This is a genomic window from Bradyrhizobium sp. 139, assembly GCF_023074175.1.
Lineage (GTDB): Bacteria > Pseudomonadota > Alphaproteobacteria > Rhizobiales > Xanthobacteraceae > Bradyrhizobium.
The window spans coordinates 1-17,664 of record NZ_JADPKS010000038.1 but is presented as its reverse complement, the minus strand read 5'-3'; the positions used below and the strand labels follow the sequence as shown (position 1 = coordinate 17,664).

The following is a 17,664-nucleotide window of genomic DNA, read 5'->3' as shown; positions in this document are numbered from 1 at the left end:
CCAGCGCGGGAGGACAGCATGAGAGCGGTAAAGGACGATACCGGCGAGTGGTACCGGGGTGTTCCGTTGAGCGCCAAATGGCCCATCTTCACCGGCCTCGCCATCCTGGTTGTTTGGCTCGGGTGTTTCGGCGTTTGGGCCGCAGTCGCTCCACTCAACAGTGCGGTCGTGGCTTCAGGCACGTTCGTGGCTACGGGGCAGAACAAGTTAGTCCAGCACTTCGAGGGCGGCATCATCCGCGAGATTGCGGTCAAGGACGGGGATGTCGTCGAGGCCAACCAGGTCCTCGTTCGCATGGACGATACCGCTGCCAACGCCAAGCTGAAACGGCTGGTTTTGAAGAAGTATCGACTGCTCGCCATGAAGGCCCGTCTAGAAGCTGAACTGAGCTCTTCGGATGCAATCGAAACTCCGGCCGAATTCAGCGAGAACGCTCGTGATCCAGAAATCAAAGCGATTCTTGAGCGGCAACGTGCCGAGCTTCAGGCGCGCCGGGCTAGTCTTGTGACCGAGGAAAGCGTGCTCTTGAAGCAAATCGCTGGGCTGGAGGAAAGCATCCGCGGATATCAGGCGCAAGTTCAGTCGACCAAAGAGCGTATTGCCTTGTTCGCCGAAGAGCTGAAGGACAAGAATTCCCTTCTTGGCCAGCAGTTGGTCCGCAAGTCAGATGTTCTAGCTTTGCGACGCTCAGAGGCGAGTGTCGGGGGCGACCTCGGCGAGTATCTCGGCCGCATCGCCGATTCGAAGGAGCGGATCGCTCAGGCGAACGAAAGAATAGCGCAGCTGCACGCGACGGCGCTCCGGGACGGGATCAAGGAGTTGCGCGAGACCGAGGCGGAGCTGGACGACGGGGAGGAGCAGATTCGCGCCGCTCAGGACGTGGTCGACCGGATCGATGTCCGTTCGCCGGTTCGCGGCATTGTGGTGAAGAACAACTTCCATACGCCGGGTGGCGTCGTCTCTCCTGGTGCCGTGATCCTAGAGCTCCTCCCGATTGGCGACGAGCGCATCATCGAGGCACATGTAAATCCCAAGGACATTTCGCATGTGAGCGTAGGTCAGGAAGCGCTGGTGCGACTGTCGGCACTCAACCAGCGCATCACGCCCATGGTCGGGGCGAGCGTCATCTACGTGTCAGCGGACGCCTTGGCGGAGCAAGTGCAGGGGAAGACCGAAACCCGTCCCGATGGTGACACGCGTCGGGAATTCTATGTCGTTCGGGTGCGCCTGGACCAGGACGATATTCTCAGGCGAATGCCTGAATTCATCCCGACGCCCGGGATGCCCGCGGACATTTACATCAAGACCGGAGAGCGTACGTTTTTCGAGTACATCATGAAGCCTGTCCTGGATAGCTTCTCCCGCGCGTTCCGCGAAACCTGAAGGAAGCGAGCATTTTGGAGGTCAATGCTGAGCTCTCGCGAGTACGGTGAGCTCAAGCCTTTCGGTCTAAGGTTTGCTAAAACGGCGCTACTTCGCTCAGCCCTTCTCGCGTTCGCTTTTTCATGGCGGCAGCAGGATAGCCCCGAACTCCATTCTACTCGTTCCGGTCTCAGGTCCTGAACAGCGACTGCGCGACTTACGGCGTCGCTTCCGTGCGGTATCGGCGCGCCATGATCGCGCTAATAAGCTTCGCCTAGCGGCCGCAATCGTTTCTTTTGCCGTGCCCGTGCCATCGTTTGGGCTCTGGCGTCGAGCCGTTGGCCGGCGACGACAAGCTCAAAGATATGGCGTCCGCCCCCAAACTGTGATTTTGCTCGCTTGGTCGGCTTGGCACCCGCGAGACGAGGGGAGCCGGGCTATTGAAGGTGCCACGATCGCGACCGGGATGGGATAGCTTGCGAACCATCGCAGTCTCCGACGGCGCCTCAACTTGTACTGCCACGCAGCCCAACGGCGGGTTACCGGGAAATATGCATTGGTGACGCCACCGCGCGGTAACATTCGCCAAGATGCATTCCGCGGGAAAGATCAGCATGGTCGCGCGGAGCGAGGTGGTGTCGGCCGTGATGGAGCGTTACCGGTCGGCCAGACGGGCGGAGAAGGGGGCGGATACTCGACGCGCTGTGCGCGACGACGGGCTGGCATCGCAAGCTGGCGGTGCGCGCGCTCCGGCGACGCGCGACGATTGGGCCGAGCGAGGTCGAGGCACCGCAAGAGCGCAAGCGTAGATATGGTGCGACGATCAAGGACGCGATGACGGCGCTGTGGGAGGCGTCGGATCGGGTGTGCGGCAAGGGGCTCAAGGTGATGGTCCCGACCTTGCTGCCGGCGCTCGAGCAACATGGCCGATTGCGGCTTGGCCAGGCGGACCGTAATCGTGTTCTGGCCATCAGCGCCGCAATCATCGATCGCCTGCTCATCGACGTGAAGATCGCGGCGAGCGGCGGCAGGCGGCGCCGAGCCGGATTCTATTCGGCAATCCGGCGCGAGGTCCCGATCCGCACGTTCAATGACTGGAACAGCCGCCGCCCGGCTTCTGCGAGGTTGATATGGTAGCTCATGGCGGCACGTCGGTGGCTGGCTCGTTCATCCAGACCCTGACTGTGTCTCGGCATGGAATAAGGATCCCGTATTCGGGGTAATCGGCATCTAATCGGGACCCCGGGACAAGGGTCCACAGTGGCTTCCATCAAGTCATGGAAGCCGAGGTTGGGATGCTGGTGGTGGAGACGATTGCGAAGATCCGTCGCGCCTATTTTGTTCATGGTCGGTCCATCAAGGCGATCTGCCGGGAGCTTGGCGTATCGCGCAAGGTGGTCCGCAAGGTCAGAGATGCAGTGCGCTTGGCGCCAGCGCCACGGCCTGCCCGTCGCAATGTCCACCATCACCCCTATGGCACCGCCCGCGATGGCGTGCGCCGCTCGGCCTTCTGAGGAGCAACTCATGCTGTCCATCACCCCAAATGCCCAGCGTGTCCGCGTACCGGCCCGCGCCCTCATGAGCGGCGACGTCACCAGCTCGGGCGAGACCGTCCTTGGTGTGAGCACTGACGTTGCTACGCCGCGCGGCAAGATCGAGGTTTCCCTGAGCAAGGGCCATTTCGGCCGCGTGGCGGTCTGGAACGCCGGGACAATCATGTCGTGCGCCCTGACAGCCACACTGCCACGAACGAAAACGCGGGCGCCGAGATACCGCTGTCTGATCGCCTGCCCACATTCCACGAACTCGCCTCGTTCGACACCAGCAAAGCGTGGGACCGGCTGTCGCCTGAGCAACAGCGGGAAATTGGCGTCATCACTCTCGGCTTCGGGACGATAGGGCAGTGCGAAGGCTACTTCCACGAGAACATTGAAGGCGTTCGCAAGGGCTTCAACTCGAGCCATTGGACGCCTCAGGTTCAGGCGACATCGGTTTGGCCGCGCCTGCATATCGAGTTGGTCGAAAGCGCAGCGCGCGCGGCATTCGAAGCGCTCTGCGAACACTTTGATCCCCTTTGGCCCCAACTATTCGGCTGGCAAGCCCGAAGGGAGGTGAAGAACCATAAGCTTGCGTGCCGTCACCAGACAGAGCACGGGCGGTGCTCAGTCAATCCATCAATCCACAAATTCGAGAGACGACATGAGCAACGCGGTAGACAACTCGCAAATCACGAGCCTCAGCATCAGCGCCCCCGGCGCCGATCGATTTTCCTTGCCTCATTTGATTCCGACCAGCCCTGCTGACGCGGGTCAGGGAGCTAAAAAAGAGCCAGAACCTTCCTGCTCCAAGGCGATTCGATCGACCGGGGCACAGATCAACCGGAGGACCATCATGAATTTCGTTGTTAGTTCCGCGGCTCTTGTTGCCGCCCCCGCCACCGCCGTCGAGATCGTTGATGACAGTAGGATCCTCGCTCTTGAGGAGCAAATCTTTCAGGAGCATGAACTGGCAACCTCCCACGACGAGGAGATAATAAGGTTGCAAATAATAAGGTTGCAAAACGTGTACGCCGGAGAGCTGAAGAGGCTGCACGACGAACTAGACGCGGATATGAGCAGTCTGACGAGAGACGAGATCTGGCAGCGAGTAAAGGCCTTGCCTGAGAGCATCGAACAGACGCGCCTGGTGAAACTCACCGACCCCCATCACCGCAAGGTGGAGGCCTTGATTAGCGAGCTTTGGCCGATTCGGGCTCAGACGGCGGAAGGCCGGCGGGCGAAGTTTCTGGTGCTTCTTAGCTGCATCATGGGTAACGAATGGTGCCTTGTCGACGAACCAACGGACTGGCACAGACGGATGGCGCGCGATCTAATGATCGAGATGGTTGGCGGCGAGCCTGCGAAGCAGCTCCAGGACCAATTCGCCTAGTTTAACCGTCAGCGATGGCCCTCCGGTTCACACTGGCGCGCCTGCAAATTGCAAGAAGGCCGCAGCGGCTTTCGTCGCTGCGGCCCCGCTGATCAAAAAAACCGGGTCAAAAAAATAGGTGAAATATTCGCCAGCCCCGGTGCATCGAAGGTTACGTCCCCACGGATTGGCAACTCAAATTAAAAGCTGTGTTTCCGTTAACGGAACAGGGCCGACTGTTGCTTGCGGACAACGGCACACGGCTTGTGGCTCGCCTCTATTGCCCAAAAACACGCTTCCTTTGTCGGGATTCGAACATTCAGGCGGCCCATGGTTGGGCTAAGCTCCACGTTGCGAGATACCTGATTCACGAAGGGGCCCATGGGTGCTTTGGGTGATCTGCTGATGCGCTGGCATATGCGCAGGTTTTTGTTGGTTTGCCCGTCCTGCAAAAACGCCTCACCCGCAAATCGCGCACGCTACATGCTCGGCGAAGAGCGCTTGACGTGCGCTCGTTGCGGAGCAACTGACTCGGTTACCTTCTGGCGCTTCGAAGGAATAGCTCATCGCGCGTGTACCGCGGTGCCTCCGCCAGCGCGTATCGATCAAGCTGGCGGGCGTATCACGTCGTACTCGAACGCCACTCCATCGCGATCGTTCTCCTCGAACCACGTTTCCGCGGCGTCAACCGTGGCGAAGACCCTGATGTGATCGATGTCGCCAACCTGCTTGGCGGTGTTCAGGTAGACGAAGACGGTCATCGATCCCTCTTCAGCTTGCGCCGGCCCCAATGCGGCTCTTTTCCCTTTGGGTTGAACTCCGGGACGTGGTGACAGTTCACAGCTCGCATGATGCCGATCCGGGCGAACATCGTCGGGCCGCCGCCTTCCGCTACCGGGATCAGCGCCTGCATCGCCACTTGCCACTCCGGCGCGGCGTGCTCTTCCTTCGGGAGCGCGGCGATGTACTCGCCTGCTTCAAGCAGCGTCGCCAGAGCGCGATCGCCAATCCTGACTGGATCCTCGAAAGGTGGCCGCCAGCCTGCCTTCGTCAGGTGCGCTTCACACTGTCCGCGATTGCGCGTTCAACTTCTGAGGCAAGGACCGTCAAGTGGTCAGCCAGCCTCGTGAACAGCTCTCGTTTCTTCGGATCGGTCGCCAGATCCCGGATCAGCGCGCACTCGGCCGCCTCCGTGCGGAGCTTTTCCAACTGAGCCTGCATGTCTTTCATTGCAGCTACTTCCGTTCCCGCCGATGGAACCTATAGCCAACGTGCGGAAGCGAACAGTGCTGATTGCCGATTTCTCCTAGGCTCAGGATGCTTCGACTTCCCAAGATCTAAGCACCTCCAGCGGCCCCGGTCCCACACCTTAAAAGCCCCCTGGCCGGGGCCGTCTTTGCCCCGCTCGCGATACCCCGTAGGGCGACCGTCATAGCCAACTGAAGACCGGCCGCATATCGGCCCCGCGCGTGCCGCAGGCCGGAACCGAACTTACCTTTTTCGGTTTTTGGAGTCGTCGTTAATGGCACAAGGAATGGCTCCATGTCTCAGCGACGCCGCAGAGTGAAGCACAACCGGTCCCTTGAAGAACGATTGGGAGAGCACGCCACTCAGCTCAAAGAACAAGCTGCCCAGCTCCCCCTGGTGCTGAGCGCGAGCGGCTTCTCAGGAAGGCGCGCTTAGCTGGGACGGGCGCGCATCTGAGCGATTGGCTGAACTCGCCTGGTCTGCAATCCCCGGAGTAAGCCGCTGGAGCGAGACGGCCTTACGAGAACGGGGCCATCGCCAAACGCGCGTCGGACCATGGGCCGTTCCCGGGTGGATGGCGCGAACCGGGACGGCTCCAAGGATCGCGCCACAGACCAGTTTTTTCAACCTGTCGGTTGAAGAGTCGTTCCTGTCCGATGCCCAACTGCCGAGTGCGCGGCGTCAACCCAGGCGGCCTCACTTGTCAATTTTGACCCTTTGAGCGGCGGGTTTTGACGGTAGCGCTCGCCTCGTCGGGGCCATGATGCCGCGCCCATTATCTGACCGCCCAGATAACCTCTCGTGACTTGGCGCTCATGGTGGAGGATTCCGCCGAGTCTGAAGGCTGACAAATTATCAATCCTTGGGGCTCGGAACGCGCGTGAGCTACTGTGCGTCGTGGGTGTGGAAAATCACGCTCCCTGATTTCAATTCGATTCAACTTTCGATATACCGAAGTTTCCTCTTGTCCCGTCGGGCAAAACAGTGGTTCATAAGGTGCTGCTCCAACGTGACAAGAGGACCAGCGCTATGGACGATGAAGCCGAGGTGTCTTCCGAACTGACGAAGATTGCCAAGCTCAACGGAGACTTCAAGAGGAACTACGGCGCATTGCTTGGCGCAATTCTTTATCTGCGATCGATTAGCGCAGCGCGGAGGGCGTCCCACTGGGGCAGATCGATCGTGGCTTTTGCGACAGTCATTCTGACCTGGATGGCGAAGAAGTATGGGTGGGCATGGAGCCCATCATGAAGACGTGAATTTCTTGATCTGGCCTAGCCGTTTTAGATTGTGCGAGCGCGATGCGTTGGAGCCTCGGGCCGATGATCAATGCGCTCGTTCCGCACAAAATCTCTTTGCCCAAAGCGCAGCGGACGCTCGGCGCTGCCCAATACGTCCGCATGTCGACCGACCACCAGCGGTATTCGATCGAGAACCAAGCTGCTGTGATCGCCGCTTACGCACAAGTACGCGGGCTTGAAATTGTTCGAACCTATCGGGACGAAGGTGAGAGTGGTCTCGGGATAAAAAACAGGCCGGGTCTGACCGGATTGATCGCCGACGTTCGCCAAGGCCGGGTCAATTTCAATCACATTCTCATTTATGACGTCAGCCGGTGGGGGCGGTTTCAGGACATCGATGAAAGTGCCCACTATGAATTTCTCTGCCGGGAAGCAGGCATCGCCGTTTCTTATTGTGCGGAGCAATTCGAGAACGATGGAAGTCTGATCTCAGGCATCGTGAAGAACATCAAGCGAGTGATGGCAGCCGAATACAGTCGTGAGCTGGGGGTCAAGGTGCACACCGGCGCGTGCCATCTGTCGAGGCTTGGCTTTCGACAAGGGGGGCACCCTTGCTTCGGGCTTCGCAGAGAACTGATTGATGAGAGCGGGCGATCCAGAGGAATAATGGAGAGTGGACAATGGAAGTCACTTCAAACCGATCGCGTTATCCTACGTCCAGGACCGGAACATGAAATCGAAACCGTGAGGTCAATATTTGACCGTTTCGTAAAAGGTCATCTTACCGAGACCAAGATTGCGCGAGAGCTCAATCTTGGAGGTGCTCTCAATCAGGGGCGGCCGTGGACGTTCTGCAAAATCCATTACCTGCTGCAAAACGATAACTACATCGGTACCAATCGTTACAACCGCCACAGTTGCAGGCTGCGAACAGTTCGAAAGGAAAATCCTCCGGCCGATTGGATCAAGAAGGAGGGGGCATTCGAGCCTATAGTGGACAAGACAATTTTCGCGAAGGCACAGCAGATACTCGATGATCGACGACACTGCTGGGGAGTGTCAGACGAGGAAATGCTGAAGCGACTGAGGGTCTTGCTTCACCGTAGAGGGCGGCTGAGCAGGGACGTCATTAACGAGACGCAGGGTATTCCCAGCTCAGTAGCCTACCTAACGCGATTTGGCAGCCTGAGGGCCGCTTATCGGCTGATCGGCTACACTCCGAAACGAAAGTACGAGTACGTTGAGTCTCGTACTGTTCGCCGCGATATGATCAAGGCTCTGGTCTTGAAGGTGGCTGGAGCCCTTGCAAAGTCCGGAGAGGATGTCAGGGTCGATCAAGTTCATCAGATCCTCAGGGTTCACGCCATCGCAATATCCTTTCGTGTGGCACGCAGTCGGCGTGCTTGCAGGACAAAAAATCCCAGCTGGGTTGTTATACGTGGCCGGCAGCTTCCACCGGGCCTTGTTGTCGTAATCAGATTGAAGGAGGGCAATCGGGAGATCAGAGACTATCTCGTGATGCCTGCGTCCGGGATAGTTGGGAGGGACCTGAGGTTCAGTGAGAGGAATCGCGAACGCTTCGGCTTGCAGCGATATGGGACCACCGGCGGAATAATCGAAACGATAAAAAGACGCTTGAGCAATCTTACCCGCTTGGCAAGGCAGGCGCGGATCACTCTCGACGGTCCGCAGCTCGCGGAAGTCTGACTGACCGCATTGCGTCTTTTGGAGGGGCGGGAGCGCGACAAGCAAGACTTGTCCCGGCCACCGCGGTGGATGCGGGGTTGCTATTGTTTCCAAATGTTTGTGATTGTGGTAGACGCTCGGCACGTATCAAAAGGTGTGCCGAGTCCGCCCGTGTTGACCTTTGTCCAGAGAGTGAAGCGTAAGCTGTTGCCGCCGCAGGAGGTTATTCAGGGGTACGAGAACCCGGACCTGGTTGAGACGATTTTCCTCAAGACAATCAGCTACAACCCGGGCGGCGACTGGCCGTTGGTCGCGGACATAAACACGGTTCTGGATTTCGGCGGGGGTGCAGGCCTACACTACAAGATGGCGCGCCAGCAATCCCCGGACATTCGATGGGCGGTGGTTGAGACGCCAGCAATGGTGCAGCGCGCCAAGGAGCTTGGCACCGATAGGCTGATGTTTTTCGAGCGCATCGAGCAAGCCGCCGACTGGCTCGGGAGTGTCGATCTGGTCCACTCGAATGGTGCCATCCAGTACGTCCCGGACGCATTGGAAACCGTCAGAACGCTGTGCTCGGTTCGGCCAGCAAAGTTGGCTTGGTACCGAGTTCCGACGAGCGAGGCGAACAGGCGAGAGGTCCAGACATCGTACCTAAGCGACAACGGCCCAGGGTCGTCGCTGACTCCCAAGGAGAAGCTCGTCAGGTACGAGCGAAATTGGATCTCCGAGCAAGCATTCATCCAGGCTCATGAGGGATTTCGCATCACTGAGCGAAACCCTGATCCTACCGAGCGCGGCACTCAGCAATTCAGGTTTGCGCGCGTGTAGCCTGCGACACCGGGGTGATATGTTCTCGCCCTAGGTGACGAGTCGCACGAGTTTTTACTCAGTCACCATCCATCTCTAGCGTGGTGCTTTTACCAGTCTCAGTATCCGTTGCCTCGATCTCGACAGATCGGCCGTATCTGCGGATGCTGTCCACATCGTATTCCTTGTAGCCGCGCTCGCTGTCGTACACCTCTATGGTCCGGCCGGATCGAACGAGTTGACCTCGCTCGATCTCGATGCTCGAACCGCTGGTTGTGTTGGTGCCGTCCCAGGCGAGCGCTTGCGTGCCGACGAGAGAGGCGGTCATAACAACGAGCAACATGCTTCGAAGCATCACGAGGCAATCTCCTGCTTACCCAGCGCTTACCCAACGGATACGCCCGGGACGAAATATCCAGTAAGTCTTCGTTTTCCCTGGCGCACGATTCGAACGTGTGACCTTTGGCTTCGGAGGGCAGCGCTCATTCTTGAGCCCAATACGGGTCGAAGCTTTCGCAAACCTGCGGTTCTGATAGCGCAAACGCAACCTCGGGATTGCCGCCGTACGCTTCCTAGCTCTATCGCCGCCAGAGCTACGATGGCACTTTCTCGATCCTAGGCTTGGCCGAAGCAGCAGGTTACTTTGCGGCTGCGGCAAACGGGATTGATAGAGAGGGTCGGAAACTAGCGCGGTACTGCACGAGCTCGTTGTAGTACTGCCGCTGGTTCGGAGCTCGACAAGCAAGCGCTGTCGTGCCCCGTCCCGCGGCTATAGCGTAGCGCGGCGTAGCTGCGCGCGCCAGCGCGTGATATCCGCCTGCGTCGCCGCTTGCAGCGTTCTGCAGCGATCATTCTGCTCGGAGCTTTAGCCTGCGCGTGGACGAAGGCGCGCAGCGAGTTTCAAGCAACGCGCCTGCGGATGCCAAAAAAGAAAGGCGGTTCGCCGCCTAGGTCGTCAAAGCTGCCATTTCTTTTCTGGCGGCCTCGACTCTCGCATTAAGGTATTTGGCTAGATCCAGAAGGTGGATGCCTTTAGCGCATTTCTGGCTTGCTTCCATTCGCACCAGAGGGATCGCTATTTCACCTGCGCTGATCTTCTGCACCAGCTTGGTTGGATTGAGGTGTGAGAAGTAATCCCGACACACGTCTTCAATCGGGATGATCGCCTTACCTCCGTACTGCGCTATGAAAAGGAATGAAGTGTTCATTGGTCCAGGTCTCAAGCGATCGCTATTCTATCTAGCTTGAGATTTTCCGGCCTGTGAGATCTATTTCCGTCGTCGGCGGAATTTGGCTTGCCTAGCGTAAAGGGAGCGCTCGGCGCGTGCGGCTCAGTGCACCGCCAAGTAGGTGCCGTATATGACGCGGCTACCTTGGACAACTCAATAGGTTTTCTTCTTTGAGTTCGAATCTACAAGCAGACGGTTGTGAGCGGAAGGATAAGTCGGCTTCGTTGATTTTTCTGCATTTTCGTCGACATTCGATCGCCTTTATTGCGTTTCGTTCCGGCTGTTTCTGGTGCGAAACTGGTGCAGAAATTTCGGGGCCGACATGTCAAAAGCAGTATTCCGACGATGGAACCGTCGCGGTTGCATTCTTGGCCGCCATAGCTGCCGGCTTCGGCGACACCGCGACGGCATCCGCCTTGAGTCGGACGAATTCGTCCGCCAGGCCGGGCAGCAGGTGGGATTGCCCCTCCGCGAACCGGCAATCGATGACGGGATTCTGGCGGCCGGCCCGTCCGAACTCGCGCAGTCCGAGGCACCAGGCAACGGCGCCCCGGGCTTCCTGCTGGGCCCGCACACCCATAGGCGATGCAACGGTCGGCTGCTGCCTGGGTTTGATCTTGATCAAGTTCAACAGCGTCGCCGCCATGATCATCATCAGGACGCCACCAACGCTGAGCGTGATCTGCATCGCCAGCCCTTCCGAGATGTCGAGCAGAGCCAGGAGGCTAGCGAGCGTAAGCAGAACGCCGAGGCAGTAGATTGGTAACGAGTGCTTGCCACAGAGAATGGCGCCGCGCATCACCGCAGTCGTCAGTCCTCGCCGATTGGGAGGGACGAACCATACCGTCAAAACCGCAAGAGCCAGAAAATGCAATAGGCGCAATGGATCGAGATTCGATTTGTCCATCGGGTAAAATAGCTTCAGCAGACCTTGCGGGACCAGCGCTTCCAGCGACTCGATCCTTAAGCTCAATGCGATGATGAGGCTGAACACCAGATAGAGAACGGCAGGCACAAGCACCATGCGTGATGTCACCCAGAGTCGCACTCTCTCGCCCTCGATCATCAACCATGCGCCAAGTACCACCAGCAGCTGCCAAGCCAGCGGATTGAAGGCCCAGTGGCCGTTCGGCCACGCCGGAATAGTCCAGCCGAACAGATGCACCAGTGCATAAAGCGCCAGCGAGGCGCCAAGCGTGACGTTCGGCAATCGCAGCAGCAACCACAGCAATGGCGCGAACAAGAGATGGAGAAGCACGAAGATCGGCAACACGTCGGTATTGACCGGACGGTATTGCAGGATCGCCGCGTGCGCGAGCGACGCGCCCGGCTGGTCCAACAGAATGCGCGTATTGCTCTCGTCAGCAAGACGGTCCCCGCCTGCGAGGTGAACCACGATGGCGCAGGCGAGCGTGAGAAGCAGAAATGCGACATAAATGTCCCAGCTTCGCCGCAGCGTCCGGCGGATCACGCTGGTCCAGCCCTCGCTGCGCCGTATCTTTCCGTAGGCCAGTGCGCAGGTTATACCCGAGACGAACATGAACACTTCCGCCGCGTCGCTGAAGCCGTAGTTCCGCAGCGTCAGCCAACTTCCAATGTTGTTGGGGACATGATCAAGAAAGATGCACCAGAGCGCGATGCCGCGGCAGGCATCAATGCGCAGATCGCGGCCGTAGCCCTTCAGCTCCGGCAGTGCGCCTACTGATGGCTTCAGAGTTGCGGTTCGATCATGCATCTGGTTGCCCGCGTTCCGCGTGTGCGCACGCTTCAAGAGGAACGATCAAGAGGGACCCAATTTGACAGCAAGCTCGGCCACACTGGGGACCGTGACAACGCCGCAGTCTAGAGCTGCTTCACACCGACCCGGCTGCGCCGGCTAATGCGACAACGATCATATGGCGGCGTAGAATCTGCCGGCGGAGAGGCCGTCCGTCGACATCATTGTTCAATCGCCACAGCATGTAAATCGGCCGGAGGTCCACATAGAGAGGTTCCTAGGTCCTATGACTAAGGTACCGTACAGGTCTCGGCATCAATTGTGTGGCGATTGTAACTATCGCACAAAACAACGTCCAGCTCCGACTTTTGAGTGCCTGACGGCAAACCGCTGGTGGACCAGCGATAGGGGATGGACAGCTTCGGGAACCAGTCCTCCGTCCGCTTCTTCGTCGCCAAGACCCGAAGGTGGGTGTATGACTTTTTATTGAATCTCCGGGATGACGGAGAGCTCTTTATGAAGGTGCTTGTTGTTGACGATCACACATTGATTCGCGGAGCGTTGCACGCTGTCCTGAAACAACTGAACCGAGAAGCAGTCATATTCGAAGCTTCGAACAGCCGTCAGGCAATGCGCATCGTCGAGGAACATCCCGACATCAGTCTCATCTTGCTTGATATCAATTTGCCTGATCGAGATGGTTTCTCTGTCCTTGGCGAACTGCGTGACCGCTATGCGACGATTGCTGTCGTCATTCTTTCGTCATCGGACGATCAAGAGACAGTCAGGCGCGCTTTCAAACTTGGTGCTTTGGGTTTCATCCCGAAAACCACGGAACGTGAAGTTATGATCAACGCTATTAAGTTGGTGTTCTCAGGCGGAGTTTACATTCCCTCGGAGATTCTGGAGGAAACAGCGTGTCCGCGGCTTGCGAATGAGCCAGTGGCGCGCGATTCTCTCAAGGATCTCGGGTTGACCGATCGGCAGATTGACGTACTTGCGCTCCTGATGAAGGGAAAAAGCAACAAGGTCATTGCCAAGACGCTCAACATGGCAGTGCCGACAGTGAAGAATCACATCACGGTCGTTCTCAAGGCGCTCAGCGTAACGACGCGCACCGAGGCGGTAATAAAGGTAGGAAAAATGGGGTGGGAATTACCGCCTGAATCATAACGCCCTCCCGGTATCTCTACCCTCATGATCCCTAAAGAGCTCGTGCATGACAGCGCGGAGCCGCATTGGGTCGACAGGCTTGTGCAGCAAAATGTATCCTTTATCCCTCGCATCCCGCAATGGTTCAGCTGCCGTATCGCCGCTGATGAGAATAGCTGGAATTGAGGAGCCAAACGCCGCATTAATTTGTTCAATTGCTCGGATCCCGGTCTTTCCGCTCGCGAGATGATAGTCCGAGATTATTAGATCGGGGCGTTGTTCGCGCTTAGCAAGTCGGACAAGTGCAGCTTCGTCGGATCCGGCGGCAAGGACGGAGCATCCCCATTTGTCGAGCAATCCGCCCGTTCCCTCCTGCACGATTGCAGCATCGGCAATAACAAGAATTACCTTGCCTTCGACCGCAAAGGCTCCGGGGTGAGGTGAGTCAACGGGCGGAGTGGACGTGACGCATTCATCGACCGTCGGAATCAGGATCGCGAATCGAGAGCCTCGACCCACAGTCGAAGCCAAGTCGATTTGATGGTTGAGAAGTAGGCGAAGCCTTTCGACAATGAACAGGCCAAGCCCCAGGCCGCCGGTCCGGTTCCGGACTGGGGCAGAAACTTGAAAAAACTCGCCGAAGATATTCTGCTTTTGATCCTCTGGAATGCCGGGACCGCTATCCCATACTTCGATACGCAGCATGTCACCGCGCCGGCGACATCCGACCAGGATCCCTCCCTGCAACGTATAGCGTACGGCATTCGATACCAGATTGATTAGAATGCGCTCGAGCAGCATGGCGTCGCTCCGCACCCAGGCATTACTTGGCCTAACGCGTAGCCGTAGGCCTTTTTCTCGCGTCGCCTGACGAAACGTCGTCTCGACTTTTTGCAACAGGCGCACGATCGGGAATTCGGTAATTTTGGGGATAAGCGTCCCAGCATCGAGTCTGGAAATATCCAGGAGCGAATTGAACATTTCATCCATTTCTTTGCGCGTTGCGTCGATCCGCTCGACAGTCTTTGTCCTTTCTCTCGTTTTTAGGGGCATCCGCAACTGTGCAACGAACAGGCCCAGTGCATGTAATGGCTGCCGCAGATCATGGCTTGCCATGGCAAAAAAGCGTGATTTTGCTGCGTTGGCGAGTTCCAGTTCTTGCGTGCGCTCTGCAACCTTGCGTTCGAGTTCGATCTGCGCGCGGCGCAGGCTTTCCTCCGCTTTCTTACGTACCGCCACATCGGCGCTCAGTAGCAAGCTTGGGACGGTAATACTGATCAAGAACATCAACACTGGCAGGAATGAAGCGTTGGGATTCGTGGTCGTGAAGGGGCCGCCGCCCGTGAGCGTCCCCCAAATCGTAATGCCCGCAAGCACGAGCGCAACCGTTGCGGTATCGCGTGGACCGCGGCGCAGCGCCGCCCATAACATTGGCAAGATCGCAAGAAAACCCAGTGGATCTCGGCCTGGCGTTTGCTCGATCAGGGGGCTGAAAGCAATGAGTCCCACTGCCGCCGCTGTCGCGAGGACGCCGACCGTCTCCAAAAATTCATGGCGGTTGAAAACATGATGGTGGTCCGATGCCCAAAGCACGATAACGGGAGCAATGACCAGTGCGCCGGTCACATCTCCCAGCCACCAGGTGACCCACGCGTCCGCGAAATTCCTGGGTTCGATGTACCCGAAGATTGACAGGCTGGTCAGTCCAATGCTGGCGCTGATCGGCGCCGCAATCACGACGCAAATCAGAGCAAACTTTGCGACGGAATTCGGCCTTGCAAACGTGCTGCATCCGCTCGACCATCGATTGATGAGATATGCGCCAGCAAGCGCTTCGAGAGAGTTCCCGGTTGCAATCGCTATTGCGCTGGCAACCGACCCCGCCGTCGTCGCATTGGCGATCATCGCCGCCGTAAAAATTGCGGGCCAAATCCAATATCCCCGCAACAGCACCGCCGCCAGCGCGACACCTGTCGGTGGCCAAATTGGCGTTGCGCTGGGATGAATAGAAGCGAGAGCAAGGCCTCCCTTTGCCGAGGCGAAATAGATCGCTCCAATTGCGACCAGACCGCCGACGTAGCTAACGCCGCGGTAAAAATCTATCTCGGGAGCTACTGATCGTGGATGGGACATTGTCGACGCCTGGACCAGGCAATTGCATCGTCCAAATGACTGACTTTTGATCTCCTAAAATCAGAGATCGCTACGTTCCCGTTTACCAACCGGTCGATACGGCAATGCGCTCAGATCGGATTATTACCGTAGTCTGCTGACGAACTAAGAGACGGCGCGTGCGATGGAGCATCAGGCCGCCTGCTGTTCAGCTCTTCATCTCCGCGAACCGGATGTTTGGCCGCACAAGAGCTTTCGAGAGGATGCATCGTACGACGAAGATAGGCTCTCCGAAAGACCGGATTTAAATCCGGTCAGCCGCGTAGTGTTCGAAAAAAGCCCTATCTCTCGTTGGGGTCTCCGGACTAAACGACCTGCACGATAGCTTTCTGCAGTGGGACGAGAGGAACGCAACCTTCGCTCAAAACAGGAGCGTCCCCATGACCGACGAGGCGATCAGTCCGTCGCGGTGGCGGTGGCATTTGCGATGAGCGGCACAATTCTCCTCTAATCGAACGATCGCCAGCTCGAACTCGCCTTTTAGGTGATCGTGTCTGCAACTTTGAAGCCATTGAGTGCACTGGACTGCACCCCATAAGTGAGACACGGTAATTTCTGTGACAGGGCGTTTTGCATGTTGGGTTTAGGAGTTATGGGCTAGCGCGAAGTTGGTTTCGAATTCGAGTGGCGGGCGGTAACTGAGGGCGGAGTGGAGGCGCTCGGCGTTATAGACGATTTCGATGAAGACCGCGATGGAGCGTCTTGCATCTTCGATGCCCTTGAAGCTTCGGCCATCGACCTCCTCGGTTTTGAGTGTCTTCATGAAACTCTCGACTTTGGCATTGTCGTAAGGATTGCCGGGCCTGCTCATGCTGACGGTGATAACATGGCCGGCGAGGCGCTGGCGATATTCGGTCGAAGCATATTGCACGCCACGATCGGAATGATGAATGAGACTGGTGGGCTTGGGCTTGCGATCGGCAAGCGCCTGATCCAGCCCTTCCACGGCAAGCGAGGCATCGAGATGGGGAGCCAACGCCCAGCCCACCACCTTGCGCGAGACGCCGTCGAGAATGACGCGAGATAGGCGAAGGTCTCGCGCAGACGAATGTAAGTGATATCCGCCACCCAGATCTGGTCCGGTCCCGAAGGCACCAGGCCACGCAACAGATCGGGCACAACGAGAAAGCCGTGGCGGCTGTCCGAGGTAGGTGGAGCAAAGGGCTTGCTGCGCATCCCGATGAGGTTGTCTTCGCGCATCAGCCGCTGAACCCGCTTGGCATTTACAACCACGCCCGAACGCCTGAGCAGGGCCGTGATCCGGCGGTAGTCATAGAACCGGTGGCGCAGGCAGAGCAACTGGATATGGCTCGTCAGTTCGACATCGGCTTCGCGCGGGGCGCGGGCCTCGAAGCGGCGATAATAACTCGCGCGGGAAACGCCTGCGAGCTTGCAGAGATGTTGAACCTCCACTTTGCCGGCGTCAGATGCAGTCATGGCTTCGATGACTTCCGTGAGACGCGCGCGATTGAGCCTTGCCGATCCGCTGCGTCCAAGGCGCGCACGGCTCTGTGAAAAAGATCGATATCGAGCGCCTGTTGCCCGATCTTGCGTTCAAGTTCGGCAATCTTACCACGCGCCTTTGGCCAGTTCGCCGCTGCTGCCCTTTGCAGCCGCGTCAGCCAGCGGACGTAACTTGCGGGGGCCGGGTTTGGGGCCGCGTTTGCGATTCAACCCAGCAGGCCCATCGGCCTTCCACGCCTTGATCCAGTCATGCAGAAGCTTGCGCGATATCCCACGCTTGTGGGCCACAGGCAGAACGCCTTGATCGCCTTCAGTTTGTAGGCCGTCGGAAACGTTCGGATCGCCATCTTGTCTGTCATCGGTCATCCCCAGGGATATCCTGTCACAGAAATTACCGTGTCTCACTTACGGGGGTGCAGTCCAGTGACGTGGAATCCTACAATCTGATTGTCTGTGTCATGTCAGTAAAACTACCGGCGACTTTTTAATTAGCGGAACTCACATCTTCCGCACATCTGCTAATTAGACTTCTCGTAACCTCCGTGATTATTTGCGTCGTAAGCCCCCGGTGAAGGCCGCCTTCCCGGATCGTGCTCAAGCGTGAGATGCTTTGCTCATTAATTTGCAAACAAATGAGCAAACGTGACGACGGTAACGGTTCTATCCGGTCCAGAGC

General features: G+C 57.9%; 19 protein-coding genes. 10 read left to right on the top strand and 9 right to left on the bottom strand.

The genetic code is table 11. From position 1 onward, the window contains the following. Positions 1-18: 18 nt before the first annotated feature. From IVA80_RS10310 to IVA80_RS10290, 5 genes are all read left to right on the top strand, one after another. Positions 19-1,383, top strand: coding sequence for an HlyD family type I secretion periplasmic adaptor subunit (locus IVA80_RS10310; protein WP_247428793.1), 1,365 nt, complete (start codon positions 19-21; stop codon positions 1,381-1,383). Positions 1,384-2,100: 717 nt separating this feature from the next. Next, a complete protein-coding gene (locus IVA80_RS10305) occupies positions 2,101-2,499 on the top strand; it encodes a hypothetical protein (RefSeq protein ID WP_247428792.1) in 399 nt (132 codons plus the stop codon). Positions 2,500-2,639: 140 nt separating this feature from the next. Beyond that, positions 2,640-2,876: a hypothetical protein gene (locus IVA80_RS10300; RefSeq protein ID WP_247428972.1), complete on the top strand. Its 237-nt coding sequence runs from the start codon at positions 2,640-2,642 to the stop codon at positions 2,874-2,876. Positions 2,877-3,083: 207 nt separating this feature from the next. After that, complete coding sequence (locus tag IVA80_RS10295) at positions 3,084-3,665, top strand: hypothetical protein (protein ID WP_247428791.1); 582 nt, start codon at positions 3,084-3,086, stop codon at positions 3,663-3,665. A gap of 88 nt (positions 3,666-3,753) precedes the next feature. Further along, positions 3,754-4,290 (top strand): hypothetical protein, encoded by a 537-nt coding sequence (locus IVA80_RS10290; protein WP_247428790.1) that lies wholly within the window; start codon positions 3,754-3,756, stop codon positions 4,288-4,290. 584 nt (positions 4,291-4,874) lie between these two features. Here IVA80_RS10290 and IVA80_RS10285 read toward each other — a convergent pair. From IVA80_RS10285 to IVA80_RS10275, 3 genes are all read right to left on the bottom strand, one after another. Further along, the gene (locus IVA80_RS10285) at positions 4,875-5,030 is read right to left on the bottom strand and encodes a hypothetical protein (RefSeq protein ID WP_247428788.1); all 156 of its coding nucleotides are present in this window, start codon (positions 5,028-5,030) and stop codon (positions 4,875-4,877) included. After that, a complete protein-coding gene (locus IVA80_RS10280) occupies positions 5,027-5,182 on the bottom strand; it encodes a hypothetical protein (RefSeq protein ID WP_247428786.1) in 156 nt (51 codons plus the stop codon). The genes IVA80_RS10285 and IVA80_RS10280 overlap by 4 nt, the downstream gene beginning before the upstream one ends. A gap of 137 nt (positions 5,183-5,319) precedes the next feature. Further along, complete coding sequence (locus tag IVA80_RS10275; RefSeq protein WP_247428784.1) at positions 5,320-5,499, bottom strand: hypothetical protein; 180 nt, start codon at positions 5,497-5,499, stop codon at positions 5,320-5,322. A 1,047-nt stretch (positions 5,500-6,546) separates the two neighbouring features. Between IVA80_RS10275 and IVA80_RS10265 the strand changes: the two genes are divergently transcribed. From IVA80_RS10265 to IVA80_RS10255, 3 genes are all read left to right on the top strand, one after another. Next, a complete protein-coding gene (locus tag IVA80_RS10265) occupies positions 6,547-6,768 on the top strand; it encodes a hypothetical protein (protein WP_247428782.1) in 222 nt (73 codons plus the stop codon). A 71-nt stretch (positions 6,769-6,839) separates the two neighbouring features. After that, the gene (locus tag IVA80_RS10260; protein ID WP_247428780.1) at positions 6,840-8,465 is read left to right on the top strand and encodes a recombinase family protein; all 1,626 of its coding nucleotides are present in this window, start codon (positions 6,840-6,842) and stop codon (positions 8,463-8,465) included. A 150-nt stretch (positions 8,466-8,615) separates the two neighbouring features. Then, positions 8,616-9,275 carry a hypothetical protein gene (locus IVA80_RS10255; protein WP_247428778.1) on the top strand — a complete coding sequence of 220 codons (660 nt, stop codon included), beginning with the start codon at positions 8,616-8,618 and terminating at the stop codon, positions 9,273-9,275. A 58-nt stretch (positions 9,276-9,333) separates the two neighbouring features. Here the strand turns inward: IVA80_RS10255 and IVA80_RS10250 are convergent, their stop codons facing one another. The 3 genes from IVA80_RS10250 to opgC all read right to left on the bottom strand — a co-directional run bounded on the left by IVA80_RS10250 (position 9,334) and on the right by opgC (position 12,254). Continuing rightward, a complete protein-coding gene (locus IVA80_RS10250; RefSeq protein WP_247428960.1) occupies positions 9,334-9,609 on the bottom strand; it encodes a DUF5334 family protein in 276 nt (91 codons plus the stop codon). A 592-nt stretch (positions 9,610-10,201) separates the two neighbouring features. Further along, positions 10,202-10,462, bottom strand: coding sequence for a pyocin activator PrtN family protein (locus IVA80_RS10245; protein ID WP_247428775.1), 261 nt, complete (start codon positions 10,460-10,462; stop codon positions 10,202-10,204). A 346-nt stretch (positions 10,463-10,808) separates the two neighbouring features. Next, positions 10,809-12,254 carry an OpgC domain-containing protein gene (gene opgC / locus IVA80_RS10240; protein WP_247428773.1) on the bottom strand — a complete coding sequence of 482 codons (1,446 nt, stop codon included), beginning with the start codon at positions 12,252-12,254 and terminating at the stop codon, positions 10,809-10,811. Between the two features lie 462 nt (positions 12,255-12,716). Here opgC and IVA80_RS10235 point away from each other — a divergent pair, with 462 nt between their 5' ends. After that, entirely contained in the window at positions 12,717-13,373 is a 657-nt protein-coding gene (locus tag IVA80_RS10235; RefSeq protein WP_247428770.1) for a response regulator transcription factor, read from the top strand. Here IVA80_RS10235 and IVA80_RS10230 read toward each other — a convergent pair. Both IVA80_RS10230 and IVA80_RS10225 read right to left on the bottom strand, forming a co-directional pair. Continuing rightward, positions 13,368-15,485 carry an MASE1 domain-containing protein gene (locus IVA80_RS10230; RefSeq protein WP_247428767.1) on the bottom strand — a complete coding sequence of 706 codons (2,118 nt, stop codon included), beginning with the start codon at positions 15,483-15,485 and terminating at the stop codon, positions 13,368-13,370. The genes IVA80_RS10235 and IVA80_RS10230 overlap by 6 nt on opposite strands. 622 nt (positions 15,486-16,107) lie before the next feature. Continuing rightward, the gene (locus tag IVA80_RS10225) at positions 16,108-16,596 is read right to left on the bottom strand and encodes an IS3 family transposase (RefSeq protein WP_256467360.1); all 489 of its coding nucleotides are present in this window, start codon (positions 16,594-16,596) and stop codon (positions 16,108-16,110) included. A gap of 59 nt (positions 16,597-16,655) precedes the next feature. Between IVA80_RS10225 and IVA80_RS10220 the strand changes: the two genes are divergently transcribed. Beyond that, positions 16,656-17,039 (top strand): hypothetical protein, encoded by a 384-nt coding sequence (locus IVA80_RS10220; RefSeq protein ID WP_247428763.1) that lies wholly within the window; start codon positions 16,656-16,658, stop codon positions 17,037-17,039. 54 nt (positions 17,040-17,093) lie between these two features. Here IVA80_RS10220 and IVA80_RS10215 read toward each other — a convergent pair whose 3' ends face one another. Then, positions 17,094-17,354 carry a helix-turn-helix domain-containing protein gene (locus IVA80_RS10215; protein ID WP_247428761.1) on the bottom strand — a complete coding sequence of 87 codons (261 nt, stop codon included), beginning with the start codon at positions 17,352-17,354 and terminating at the stop codon, positions 17,094-17,096. Between the last annotated feature and the right edge of the window lie 310 nt (positions 17,355-17,664).